This window comes from Pseudomonas soli, assembly GCF_900110655.1.
GTDB classification, from domain to species: Bacteria; Pseudomonadota; Gammaproteobacteria; order Pseudomonadales; family Pseudomonadaceae; genus Aquipseudomonas; species Aquipseudomonas soli.
On the sequence record NZ_FOEQ01000001.1, the window covers coordinates 954,741 to 967,977 of the forward strand.

Genomic DNA, 13,237 nt, shown 5'->3' on the forward strand with positions numbered 1-13,237 from the left:
ATCTGGAACGATTGATCCAGATCAACGACTGAATGGAAGCATAGTCCTGAATGCTCCATCCGGATGTGTGGTTGATTGCCGCGTGACCGGTTGCCTCACCCTCTTTTGCGAATTCGCGGCAGTTGATCCACACGACTTTCAGCAACTATTTGTTACAAACAGATGTTACTCTGCAGGCCCCTCTATCTCCGAGGCTGCAGCCCCCCGATGTCCGATTCCGCCCCGCAATTGCTGCGTCATCACCGCCCTTTCCTGGCCTTCTGGCTGGCCCGCGTGTTCACCGCCAGCGGCTTCCAGATGCTGACGGTGGCCATTGGCTGGCACCTCTACCAACTGACCGGGAATGTCCTCGACCTGGGCCTGGTCGGGCTGGTCGAGTTCGCGCCCCGGATGCTGTTCATGCTGCACACAGGCCATGTCGCCGACCGCTACGACCGACGCAAGGTGGCCGCCCTGTGCCAGACCCTGCAGGCGCTGATCGCCCTGGCGCTGGCACTGGGCAGCGTCACCGACAACGTCAGCCGCGAGCTGATCTTCATCCTCGCCTTCCTGCTCGGCGCCACCCGTTCGTTCGAGATGCCGGCGACCCAGGCGCTGTTACCCAACGTGGTGCCGCCAGGGCTGTTCCCACGGGCCGTGGCGGCGTCGGCGTCGGCCACCCAGTCGGCGACCATCGTCGCCCCGGCGGTCGGCGGCTTTCTCTACGCCTTCGGCAGTACCTGGGTGTACGGCCCGACCGTGGCCCTCTACCTCATCGCCTGCCTGTTGACCCTGAGCCTCGACGCGCGCCAGCAACTGCCCCAGCGCGGTCGGGCCAACCTGGAATCGCTGCTGGCCGGGGTACGCTTCATCCGCAGCCGTCCGGACATCTTCGGTGCCATCTCCCTAGACCTGTTCGCCGTGCTGCTGGGCGGCGCTACCGCGCTGCTGCCAGTGTTCGCCAAGGACATCCTGCTCACCGGCGCCTGGGGCCTGGGCCTGCTGCGCTCGGCGCCGGCGGTGGGCGCGCTGCTGATGTCGCTGTGGCTGGCGCGCTTCCCGGTGGAGCGCAAGGTAGGCCTGATCATGTTCGCCTCGGTCGGCGTGTTCGGGGTGGCGACCATCACCTTCGGCCTCTCGACCTCGTTCTGGTTCTCCCTGGCGGTGCTGGTGGTGCTCGGCGCGGCGGACATGATCAGCATGGTCATCCGCGGCGCCTTCGTGCAGCTGGAGACGCCGGACGAGATGCGCGGCCGGGTAAGCGCGGTGAACGGGCTGTTCATCGGTGCCTCGAACCAGCTCGGCGAGTTCGAGTCGGGGCTGACCGCGCACTGGTTTGGCACAGTGCCGGCGGTGGTGCTCGGCGGCGTGGGCACGCTGCTGGTGACCGGGGTATGGATGAAGCTGTTCCCGACGTTGACCCATCGCGACCGTATGCATAACGGCTGAAAACCGTGTTCGCCCCCTCGCGAGGCGAAAAACCGCGAGAGGGCCCGAATGGCCTCTCTCCCCAATGGCCATAGGCCCCCGCCATCCTTGCTGGTATGATGCGCGGCTTTTTTCCACCCCACACAAAACCACGGCACCCGGTACGGTCTGTGCTTTGCTGTTGGGGTCGATACATTCACGGCGCGAGCGCGCCCGGGGAGCAGGCATGCTGGAAAGGCTGTTTCAACTAAAAGCACACAACACCAACGTGCGCACCGAGATTCTCGCGGGCGTCACCACCTTCCTGGCCATGGCCTACATCCTGTTCGTCAACCCGAGCATCCTCGGCGAGACCGGCATGGACAAGGGCGCGCTCTTCGTCGCCACCTGCCTGGCCGCGGCCATCGGCTCGGTGACCATGGGCATCATCGCCAACTACCCGATCGCCCTGGCGCCGGGCATGGGCCTGAACGCCTTCTTCACCTACACCGTGGTCCTGCACATGGGCCACACCTGGCAGGTGGCGCTGGGCGCGGTGTTCCTCTCCGCGGTGCTGTTCTTCCTGCTGTCGATCTTCCGCATCCGCGAATGGATCGTGAACAGCATCCCGCTGCCGCTGCGCTCGGCCATTGCTGCCGGCATCGGCCTGTTCCTGGCGCTGATTGCCCTGCATAACGCCGGCATCGTCGTCGATAACCCAGCCACCCTGGTGGGTCTGGGCGACCTCAGCAAACCCGCGCCGATCCTCGCCACCCTGGGCTTCTTCCTGATCGTCGCCCTCGAGTCGCTGAAGGTTCGCGGCGCCGTGCTGATCGGTATCCTGGCGGTGACCGTGGCCGCGATCGCGCTGGGCGTCACGCCGTTCGGCGGGGTGGTCTCGATGCCACCGTCGCTGGCCCCGACCTTCCTGCAGTTGGACATCGCCGGCGCCCTGGATGTCGGGTTGATCAGCGTGATCTTCGCCTTCCTGTTCGTCGACCTGTTCGACAACTCCGGCACCCTGATCGGCGTGGCCAAACGCGCCGGTCTGATGGGCAAGGACGGCCACATGCCGAAGATGGGCCGCGCCCTGATCGCCGACAGCACCGCCGCCATGGCCGGTTCGCTGCTGGGCACCTCGACCACCACCAGCTACATCGAGTCGGCGGCGGGCGTGAGTGCCGGCGGGCGCACCGGCCTGACCGCCATCGTGGTCGCCATCCTGTTCCTGCTGGCGCTGTTCTTCGCCCCGCTGGCCGGCAGCGTGCCGGCCTTCGCCACCGCTCCGGCGCTGCTGTTCGTCGCCGTGCTGATGGCTTCGGGCCTGGCCGAGATCAACTGGGACGACGTCACCGAAGCCGCGCCAGTGGTGGTGACCGCCCTGGCCATGCCGCTGACCTACTCGATCGCCAACGGCATCGCCTTCGGCTTCATCGCCTGGACCGCCATCAAGCTGATCTCCGGCCGTCGCCATGACCTGAACCCGGCGCTGGTGATCCTGTCCATCCTGTTCGTCATCAAGCTGGGTTGGTTCCCCGCATGAGTGCTGCCTACGATCCCGCGCAATACGACGTGCAACTGGCGGCCAAGGCCGCCCGCCTGCGCGACCTGCTGGCCCCGTTCGACGCGCCGGAGCCGGCCGTGTTCGACTCGCCGCGCGGGCACTACCGCCTGCGCGCCGAGTTCCGCCTGTGGCGCGAAGGCGGCCAGCGCCACTATGCGATGTTCGCCCCGGGCGAGAAGCACAAGGCCATCCTGATCGACGACTTCCCGATCGCCAGCGAGCGCATCAATGCATTGATGCCGCGCCTGAAAGCCGCCTGGCAGACCAATGAAGACCTCGACAACCGGCTGTTCCAGGTGGAGTTCCTCACCACCCTGGCCGGTGACGCAATGATCACCCTGTGCTACCACCGCCCGCTGGACCAGGCCTGGGAGGCCGCCGCGCAGCAGTTGGCCGCCGACCTCGGTGTCAGCGTGGTCGGCCGCTCGAAAGGCAAGCGTGTGGTGATCGGCCGCGACTACGCGGTGGAGAAGCTCGACATCGCCGGGCGCACCTTCAGCTATCGCCAGCCCGAAGGCGCCTTCACCCAGCCGAACGGCGCGGTGAACCAGAAGATGCTCGGCTGGGCCTTCGAGGCCATGGGCGAGCGCCAGGACGATCTGCTCGAGCTGTATTGCGGCAACGGCAACTTCACCTTGCCGTTGGCCACCCGCGCCCGCCAGGTACTGGCCACCGAGATCAGCAAGACCTCGGTCAACGCCGCCCTGCACAACCTCGACGAGAACGGCGTGGACAACGTGCGCCTGGTGCGCCTGTCGGCCGAAGAGCTGACCCAGGCCCTGAACGAGGTCCGCCCGTTCCGCCGCCTGGAAGGCATCGACCTGAAGAGCTACGACTTCGGCACGGTGTTCGTCGACCCGCCGCGCGCCGGCATGGACCCGGACACCTGCGAGCTGACCCGTCGCTTCGAGCGCATCCTGTACATCTCCTGCAACCCGGAAACCCTGGCGCAGAACATCGCCCAGCTGCACGATACCCACCGTATCGAACGCTGCGCGCTGTTCGACCAGTTCCCCTACACCCACCATATGGAAAGCGGGGTGCTGCTGGTTCGGCGCTGACCCGCGACGACGCGGGGCCGCCAGGGCCCCGCCGTTCGCTGCAAGGAGTGATGTGCCATTGGACCAGTTGAGCGCCATGCAGACCTTCCGCCGAGTCGTCGACCTCGGCAGCTTCAGCGCCGCCGCCCACCAGGCGGGCGTTTCCCACACCGTGCTGTCGCGCCAGGTGAAGCACCTCGAACGCCATCTCGGCACACAACTGCTCAACCGCACCACCCGTCGCCTGCAAATGACCGAAGCCGGGGCGCTGTTCTATCGCCACTGCACCCGGATTCTCGAGCAGATGCAGGCCATGAACCTTGAACTGTCCGAGCATCAACAACAGCCCAGCGGCACGCTGCGCCTGGGTGTGGCCACTGCCTTTGGCGAGCTGGAACTCGGACACTGGCTACCCGACTTCGTCGGACGTCACGAGCGATTGCAGGTCGAACTGCATTGCAGCGACCGCTTCATCGACCTGCTGGAAGAAGACATCGATGTCTGCCTGAGGGTCACCGACCACCTGCCCGACTCCAGCCTCGTGGCCCGTAGGCTGGCAGACAGCGAGGTGCTGCTGGTGGCCGCTCCCGGCTACCTGGAGCGTCACGGCACGCCGACCACCCCCGACGCCCTGGCTGCCCACCCATTGCTCGGCTACAGCCGCTTGCCGCATCCACAGCGCCTGCAACTGACCGGCCCCGCCGGCGAGCGCCGCGAGTTGCTGATGCCCCAGCGCCTGAGCGCCAATTCGCCGATGGCCCTGCGCGCGGCAGCGATCGGCGGGTTGGGGATCGCCAGCTTCGACCGCTTCATCGCCCACGATGCCTTGCGCGACGGGCGCCTGGTGCCGGTGCTGGCGGACTGGTCGCTGCCCTCACGCACTGTGTACGCGGTCTACCCGCAGAGCCGCTATGTGGCGCCCAAGGTACGGGCACTCCTCGACTACGTGCAGGCGTACTACGCAGAGCAGCGATGGCAACATTGATTTGTGCTTAAAACGCACAGGTTATGGCACTCTGAAGAAGTATTTGTGCATAACTTGATTGTTTAACCTTCGCCCATTGTCACTTGGCGAAGGAGCCTCCCATGAAAGCACTGCACACGATTTTCGCCGGCCTCACCCTGGCCACTATTACCGCCACCGCCAGCGCCGCTGGCGACACCCTGAGTTCGGTCCCTGACAGCGCTTCGCTGAAATGGCAGCAGGTGCCCGGCACCCACGGCGCGGTGAGCTACGCCAATGTCGAAGGCGACCTGTTCGGCAAGGGGCCGTACTCGGCCTACGTAAAATTCCGCAAAGGCACCGACAATGGCCTGCACACCCATAGCCAGACCCTGCCGACCATGGTGTTGAGCGGAACCTTCTACGCGGTGATCGATGGCAAGCGGGTGGAGTACCCGACAGGCGCCTACTACAAACTGCCCGCCAACCTGGTGCATGAAAGCGGCTGCACCGCGGCGGCCGATTGCCTGCTGTTCCAGTACCAGGCTGGTGCCTTCGATCTGAACCCGGTCAAAGGCTGAGCCTGGGCAACGTGCTTACTCGCTGACCTGGAACTCCACCCGCGCCGTCTCGCCGCTTTCATCCAAAGCACTCAACTCGATGCGCCCGGCCTGCTCGAAACTTACCTGCAGGCTGTCCTGCCCTTGGGTCTCGCCCAAGGGCAGGCCATTGAGGAACCACCAGCGTCGCCCCGCCCCACCCAATGCCGACACCCGCACCTGCAGCGGCTCATGGCTGGTGGCCGGGCGACGCAGGCTGTCGCCGGCCCGCACCCCGACGATCGACAGCGGTGGCGCACTGGCCGCCATCCGCGGTGGGCAGGCGGGGTCGACAGTCGGCAGCCGCGCTGCCCGGCGTTCGGCGCTGGGCAACCACGGCTCGAGCGGGGCCGGCCATAGCGCGACATCATGCGCCCTGGCACCGGGACAAGAGGCATCGACACGCAAGCCGCGCTCGTTGAGCCACACCGTTTCGCGCAAACCCAGCCCCAGCGGCTGGTCGGCAGCCTGCAAGGTCGGTGGCGTGGTAGCGTCGAGGGTCCAGGCGAAACGTTGCCGACGGCAGTTCGGGTCCTGACGGTTCATTGGCTGGCCCAGCGGCCAACAGATCGCCGCCACACCGACCGAATCGGGCACCGGTTCGACCGGCACTTCGATGCCGCGTTGGCTGTCGCGGTTACTCAGCAGGTCATGCACCTGCAGCATCAATGGCGCCGCCGAGGCCAGGCCGAACTGGCCCGGCACCGGGGTGCCGTCGGGGCGGCCGATCCATACGCCGATCAGGTAGCGCGGGCCGACGCCCACCGACCAGGCATCGCGAAAGCCGTAGCTGGTGCCGGTCTTCCAGGCCAATTGCGGACGCTGCACCAGCTCGGCGTGGGGGTCACGGTCCGGCCGCGCCAGGCCGCTGAGAATGCGCCGGGTGATCCAGGCCGAACCCGGCGACAGCAAGCGGCGTTCCACCAGCGGGTCCTGAGGTTGCAGGCGCACCTGCGCGCTCAGCCCACCACGAGCCAGCGCGGCATAGCCACCGACCAGGTCCTCCAGGCGGCTGCCTGCGCCACCAAGAATCAGCGACAGGTTCGGCTCGGCCAGCGGCGGCAGCACCAGCGGCATCCCGCCCATGCGCATCTGCGCGGCGAAGCGTTTCGGGCCGTAGGCTTCGAGCAGTTGCACCGCCGGCAAGTTGAGCGACAGCGCCAGCGCCGAGCTGGCCGACACCGGGCCGCTGAAGCCCATGGAGAAGTTGCCGGGGCGGTAGTCGCCGTAGCGTCGTGGCACATCCTGCAACAGCGATTCGGAGTGAATCAGGCCGTCGTCCATGGCCATGGCGTAGAGGAACGGCTTGAGGGTCGAACCGGGCGAACGCAGGGCGTGGATCATGTCCACGTGACCGAAGCGGCGCTCATCGCTCAAGTCGATGGAGCCGAGATACGCGCGCACGGCCATGCTCTGCGTCTCGACCACCAGCAACGCCGCCGAAGTGCGCTCGGGCAGGCGAGCGCGCCAGCCCAGCAGCAGGTCTTCGAGGCGCCGCTGCAAGGCGGCGTCCAGGGTGGTACGGATCAGTGGCGGGCTGTTCGGCGTATTCAGGCGCCGGGCCAGCAGCGGCGCCAGCGCCGGCTCCTGGCGTGGCGCCAGCAACAGCGGCTCCTCACGCGCCTCGTCGATGCGCTGGGCTGGCCACACCTGGTACTCGGCCAGGCGCTGCAGCACCTTGTCCCGGGCACGCTGGGCGCGTTCAGGGTGGCGGTCCGGACGCAGCCGGCTCGGCGCCTGAGGCAGCACCGCGAGCAACGCGGCTTCGGCCGGAGTCAGGTGTTTCGGCGACTTGCCCAGGTACGCCCAACTGGCTGCCGCTACGCCCTGCAAGGTGCCGCCGAACGGCGCCCGGTTGAGGTACAGCTGCAAGATTTCGTCCTTGGACAGGTGCCACTCCAGCTGCACCGTGCGCCACAGCTGGCGCAGCTTGCCGGGCAAGGTGCGGTCGTGCGGGTCGAGCAGGCGCGCCACCTGCATCGACAGCGTGCTGCCACCAGACACCACCCGCCCGCCACGCAGGTTGAGCCATGCAGCCCGGGCCAGGGCCATGGGGTTCACCCCGGGGTGGCGATAGAACCAGCGGTCCTCGTAGGCGAGCAGGGCTTCAAGGTACAACGGCGAGACTTCCTGCGGGCTGACCGGATAGCGCCACACGCCGTCGGCGTCGGCGAAGCGCCACAACGGTGTGCCGTCCTCGGCCAGCACCACCCGCGCCAGGTCGTCGCCCGGCATGGGCAATGGCCAGATACGGTCAGCCAGCCACAGCAGGGCCATGCCCAGCAGCACGCTGACGGCGACACGCCGCAGCAGCCTGGTCAGGCGCGGGCGCGCTAAGCTTGGCATCGGGAACCGACCGGGCCAGGTGATGGCCAAAGGCTGGGAATCGCCGATTCGTTGATCAGGAAGCGACTATGCATGTAGAAGGTTTTTTCGAATGGCTGGGCCAGGCACTGGGTTCGGTGATCCGGTTCATCGTCGATGGCTTGAGCGGGTTGTTCAACCTGCTGGCCAACGCCGGTGGCAATTTCATCGATGGCCTGGCGCGCACGCTGGGGATGGACACCTCGCTGGTGAGCATCCTGGCGCTTATCGTCGGCCTGATGTTGCTGTACTCGGCGGTCCGCGCTTTCATGCGCGCATCGATCATCCTCGGGATCATCTGGGCGTTGCTGGGGTTGTGGGTGTTGAGCTGGGTAGTGCATTGAAAGCAGCTGCAAGCTTGGAGCTACAAGCGGCAAGTTGAAAGCAGCCTGCATCGACTGCTTTCTCTTGTAGCTTGCAGCTCACAGCTTGAGGGTCAGCGAGCTCTTACAATCATCTCGCCCTGGCTATCACCAATCGCCTGCAGGTTGGGCCGGTACATCGACTCCACCTGCGGAGGCGGAACGCGGTAGCTGCCCGGCGTCACCGCACGGGCCAGGTACAGCAGGTGGGTGGTGCCGTAGCTGTCGAGCTTGAGCGCGGCCACGTAGCGGTCGTCGCGATACTCCTGGTGCACCACGCTGGCGTTCTGCATCGACTCGCGCCACTGCTTCACCGCGCTGCTGGCATTGTCCAGGCTGGCAGCGCTCTGCGCCAGGTTCTGGTTCTCCAGCTCCAGGCCTGCCGGCAGCAGGTCCACTACCAGGGCGTCGGGCACCTGGTCCTGGGCCTTGAGCGCCAGGTGCACCAGCACCAGGTCACCGCTGCGCAGGTTGCGCACATCCAGCGCCTGGCCATTCATGCCCAGGTACTCGCGGCGGATTTCCATGCCATTGCCGCTGGCGGCCGGAGCCTGGCGCGGGTAGCCGGACAAGGTCAGCTGCTGGTACAGGGTGTCGCCACCCTGGTTCTGCACGGTCAATGGCGAGGCCAGCAGCGGGCCCTCGAGCTTCATGCCCGAATCATTGTTGTCGAACTCACGGACTTCACCGGCGCTGTCCAGGCGAGCCTTCCAAGTACCCTCCGGCTTGCCCAGCAGGCCACGGCCGGCAAGGAACAGCGCGTTGCGCTCCTGGGTAGACAGCCAACGGTTGGCGGCCAACTCGTCGGACAGGCCGAACAGGCGCTGGTCGACCTGATTGGCGGCCAGGTTGTTCTCCTGCAGCAGGGACAGGATCAACGCCTGGTCACGCAGGGCGCTGCCGTAGTCGGCCAGCCAGCCTTTGCCGCGGGTGACCGCCAGGCCCGCCTGCAGCGCCTGCTGCGAACGTTGCTTGTCGCCCATCTTGTCCAGCGCCACCGCCAGTTGCACCAGCGGCAAACCGGAGCGGGCGTCAGCACGACGCTCGAACAGGCTGCGCAAGGCGCCCAGCGGCGCCTGTTGGCTGCGCGCCAGCACCAGGCCGGCGTAGGCCTGCACGGCGAAGCGGGTGTGGTCGGCGTTCTGGCTGTAGTCGACTTCGATCAGGTTGCGCTCCTGCACATAGCGCAGCAGGCGCTCGCTGGCCTTCTTCAGCGCCTCGGCCGGTACACCGTAGCCTTGCTCGCGGGCGCGCAGCAGGAAATCGGTCACGTAGGCAGTCAGCCAGTATTCCTCCTCGCTGTCCGAACTCCACAGGCCGAAGCTGCCGTTGTAGCGCTGCATGCCCAGCAGATGCTCGATGCCCATCTCGATCTTGCGTTTGCGCACATCGGCCGGCTCACCCTTGATGCCCAGGCGCTTGAGGCTGTCGGCATCGGCGTACAGCGACGGGTACAGGCCACTGGTGGTCTGCTCCAGGCAGCCGTAGGGGTAGGCTTCCAGGGCGCGGATCTGCTCGGCAAGGTTCAGCGGTGGGCGGCTCGATAACGCCAGGCTGGCCTCCAGGCCCGCAGGCTCGAACTCGGCCAGGTCGCTGTCGGGCAGGCTCCAGGGCTGGTCCTTGAGGGCCACGCGGTAGTGCTTGAGCATCGCCGGGTAAGCCGGGCGAATACCCAGGGTCCATTCACGCTCGAAGGTACTAGCCGGCTCACCCGGCAGCTGCAGGCCGTTGACCTGCACGCGAACCTTGCCCTGGCCCAGGCCCCCCTGGGCCTGCACCGGGATCATCAGGGTGGTGCGCTGGCCTTCGGCGAGGGTGAAGTTCTGCTGAGCGCCACCGACCAGGCTCAGTTGACCTTCGCTGGACACCTGCACGCTCAGTTGCTGGGCGCGGCCGGACAGGTTGGCCAGGTCCAGCGCCAGGCGGGTCTGATCGCCACCGGCGAGGAAGCGCGGCGCGGACAGCTCGGCGATCAGCGGCGCGGCGACCACGGTCTTGCCCTCGGCCATGCCGAAGTGTTCTTCGGTCCAGGCCTGGGCCATCAGGCGCAGTTCACCGTTGAAATCGGGAATATCGACGCTGGCCTGGCCCTCGCCTTTTTCATCGAGGGTCACCGGCAGGCTCTGCTGGGCGACGATGGTCACCGTGGTGTTCGGGCGCTTGCCGCCCTTGGCCATGGCGGCGTCACCGCCGAAGGCCAGGCTGGCCAGGCGGCCCTGGCCGGCTTCGATCAACTGGCCATAGATGTCCAGCTGGTCGGCGCCATAGGCCTTGCGGCCGAACAGGCTGGCGAACGGATCGGGGGTCTTGAAGTCGGTGATGTTGAGGATGCCCACGTCCACCGCCGACAACAGCACATGCACCTGCTTGGGCACGCTGCCATCGGCGTTGACCGCCTTGACCTTGACGGTCAGCGGTTGCTTGGGCCGCATTTTTTCCGGCGCCTGCAGCGACACGGCCAGCTTGCGCTCGGCGCGGTCCAGCGGCAGGTGCAGCACGCCCACGGCGCGTTTCGGCGTGGCGTTGGCCTTGCGCTCACCCGGGCGGATCACCAGGGCGCTGATGTACAGGTCGTGGCGCGCCCACTTCTTGTCCAGTTCGACATCGAAGGTCTTGCCCTCGGCCGGCACCTCGATTTCCTGCCACCACAGCGGGCCGTCGGCGGACTCGATCATCAGGTAGCCGCTGCCGGCGGCCGGCGGGGTGACGGTGACCTTGGCGGTGCCGCCTTCCTTGTAGGCTGGCTTGTCCAGGGCGATCTTCACCTGGTCAGGGCGCACGGCGCCACCCTCGGCGTTGTCCTGGGCGCGGTAGCCGGCCCAGAAGCGGGCACTGGAGACCAGGCCGGTCTGCGGGTCTTCCACCTCGACACGGTACGGACCCCACTCCACCTGGAAGTTCAGCTTGGCGGTGGAACCTGCCTTCACGCTGACGGTTTCTTCAGCCTGGGTAAGGAACTTCTCGTTGTAGTTGTAGCTCCAGCCATCGCTCTGCGAGTAGTTCCAATAGTAGTCGCGGCGCTCGCGGATCAGCCGTACCTTCAGGTTGTCGGCGGCCAGTTTCTTGCCGTCGCGATCAGCCACCAGGAACTCGAACTCCACCGGGCCGTCGCCATCGGTTTCTTCGCCGTCGAACAGGCCGCGCAGGCCCGGCATACGCTCGGCAGGCCAGATCGGCTGCTCCAGGCGCCGGGTGATCGGCCGACCACCGGACTCCTGCAGGCTGGCCTGCACGGTCAGTTGCAGCGGCGAGCGGGCTTCAGCCCAGCGACTTTCGATGTCGATGCGGGCCTTGCCGTTCTGGTCGAGGGTGACTTCGTCCAGTTCCAGGTCCTGGTTCAGCTCGGTCTCGGTGACCGCGCCGAACTGATAGCCCGGCAGCGCCTTCACCGCTTCACGCAACGGACGCACGTAGGCCTGGCCACTGAGGCGGTTGCCGGCGGCGGGAGCTCCATAGAGGTAACGACCATTGACCTGGATCGTGGCGGTTTGCTCCGGCGCCAGCGGCGCGGCACTGCCTTTGAGCTCCAGCGCCAGGCGCTCGGGGAGGAAGTCCTCGACTAGGAATTCGTAAACCTGCTTGCGGCCACCGCCCATGTCGAGCAGCAACTGCCAACGGCCGGTCGGCGCTTCGCTGGCCAGTTGCAGCTGGTACTGGAACAGGCCGTTCTGGTCGGCCTCCCAGACGAACTTGCGGCTGACCTGCTCATCGGGGCGGCGTACTTCCACGTTCACCGGCTGGGCCTTGACCGGCTTGCCATCCTGGTCGCGCAGCAGGCCGTTGAGCAGCACGGTCTCGCCTGGGCGATAGAGGTCACGGGGGCCAAAGATGAAGAACTGCAGCGGGTTGGCCTGGGGCCCGGTGATGTCGAACTCGGCCAGGTCCAGCGCCGCGGTGTTCAGACGCAGCAGGGTGGTGTGCACGCCCTGAGTGGCGATCAGCGTATCGGCCTTGGCGGTGATCGGCAGCTGCGCATGACCGTCGCCGTCTGTTTTGGCCTGGGCCAGCAACTTGCCCTTGTCGTCGTGCAACTCGAGGGTGACGTCCTTGAGCGCCTTGCCGCCCTCAAGAGCCTGGGTGAACACGTCCAGGCGATCGCGATAGCGGTGCGCCGAGACACCGATGTCACTCAGGGTGAACAGGGTCGCCGGCTGCGAGTAGTCATAGGTGCCCGAGGCACGCATCACCGCCAGGTATACGCCTGGCTCCTGCAGCGGCTTGATCCCGGCGATCGGCAACAGCACGGTTTCGCGGGTATTGCGCGCCGGGTTGAGGTCGAAACGGCCGCTGTAGACCAGCTCGGCCATCTCCAGGGTTTCCTTGGACTGGTAGTAGTACAGGCTGCTGTTGCGCCCCCAGTTGACCAGGAAACTCGAGAGCATGTCCGGCTTGATGCGGAAGAACTCGACATCGACCTTGTCGACGTTCAGGGCAATCACCGGCAGGCCTTCGGCCAGGCGCGTGGGCAGCAGCGAACCGCGGCTGGCGAAGCCCACCGTGGCCTGCATATCGCGGGTCTCGAAGCGGCTGACCGATTCGGCCTGCAGCTGGTTGCCGTTGACCGAGAGCAGGCCCTTGTCGATGGTCAGGACCATCTTGCGCTGGGGCTCCAGGTGGCGCAGGCGCAGTTCCATCTGGTTGTCGGAGAGTTCCCAGGCGCCGTCGACCTTGCCCTTGACGGTGTCGACCAGGTGCAACTTGCCGGCGAAGTCCTGATTGGCGTCCAGCGGCGCGGAGACGCTGACCGACAGGGTGCTGGCGCCGTCGAGCTGCACTTCCGAGACGTCCAGCACGGTCAGTTCACGGCCGGCATAGCGTTTGGCGAGCACTGCCGGATCTTCGCGCTTGGCCGTCCGGGTTTCGACAGGCGCGACGGCAGCGGCGTCAGCAGCAGGCGCCGATGGCTTGTCCGGGGTGGAAGAATCACAGGCACTGAGCAGGGCCAGCGCGCAGGCCAGCAACAATCCTTTGTTGAGCAT

General features: G+C 66.6%; 8 protein-coding genes. 6 read left to right on the forward strand and 2 right to left on the reverse strand.

Annotated features, from left to right (window positions below):
• The first annotated feature begins 207 nt into the window (after nt 1-207).
• The 5 genes from BMY03_RS04430 (at nt 208) to BMY03_RS04450 (ending at nt 5,514) form a co-directional block, all read left to right on the forward strand.
• Nucleotides 208-1,428 carry an MFS transporter gene (locus tag BMY03_RS04430; RefSeq protein WP_094010338.1) on the forward strand — a complete coding sequence of 407 codons (1,221 nt, stop codon included), beginning with the start codon at nt 208-210 and terminating at the stop codon, nt 1,426-1,428.
• A 205-nt stretch (nt 1,429-1,633) separates the two neighbouring features.
• Entirely contained in the window at nt 1,634-2,929 is a 1,296-nt protein-coding gene (locus BMY03_RS04435) for an NCS2 family permease (RefSeq protein ID WP_038707321.1), read from the forward strand.
• Nucleotides 2,926-4,011, forward strand: a complete 1,086-nt coding sequence (gene trmA, locus BMY03_RS04440) for a tRNA (uridine(54)-C5)-methyltransferase TrmA (protein WP_094010339.1) — start codon at nt 2,926-2,928, stop codon at nt 4,009-4,011. Before BMY03_RS04435 ends, trmA begins: the two co-directional genes overlap by 4 nt.
• 58 nt (nt 4,012-4,069) lie before the next feature.
• Entirely contained in the window at nt 4,070-4,975 is a 906-nt protein-coding gene (locus BMY03_RS04445) for a LysR family transcriptional regulator (protein WP_038707320.1), read from the forward strand.
• Between the two features lie 101 nt (nt 4,976-5,076).
• Nucleotides 5,077-5,514: a cupin domain-containing protein gene (locus tag BMY03_RS04450; RefSeq protein WP_094010340.1), complete on the forward strand. Its 438-nt coding sequence runs from the start codon at nt 5,077-5,079 to the stop codon at nt 5,512-5,514.
• A 15-nt stretch (nt 5,515-5,529) separates the two neighbouring features.
• On the opposite strand, the gene pbpC is transcribed toward BMY03_RS04450, so the two are convergent.
• Nucleotides 5,530-7,878, reverse strand: coding sequence for a peptidoglycan glycosyltransferase PbpC (gene pbpC / locus BMY03_RS04455; RefSeq protein ID WP_038707652.1), 2,349 nt, complete (start codon nt 7,876-7,878; stop codon nt 5,530-5,532).
• 68 nt (nt 7,879-7,946) lie between these two features.
• Between pbpC and BMY03_RS04460 the strand changes: the two genes are divergently transcribed.
• The gene (locus BMY03_RS04460) at nt 7,947-8,240 is read left to right on the forward strand and encodes a hypothetical protein (RefSeq protein ID WP_023631497.1); all 294 of its coding nucleotides are present in this window, start codon (nt 7,947-7,949) and stop codon (nt 8,238-8,240) included.
• A 92-nt stretch (nt 8,241-8,332) separates the two neighbouring features.
• On the opposite strand, the gene BMY03_RS04465 is transcribed toward BMY03_RS04460, so the two are convergent.
• On the reverse strand, nt 8,333-13,237 hold the full coding sequence (locus BMY03_RS04465; RefSeq protein WP_094010341.1) for an alpha-2-macroglobulin: 4,905 nt from the start codon (nt 13,235-13,237) through the stop codon (nt 8,333-8,335).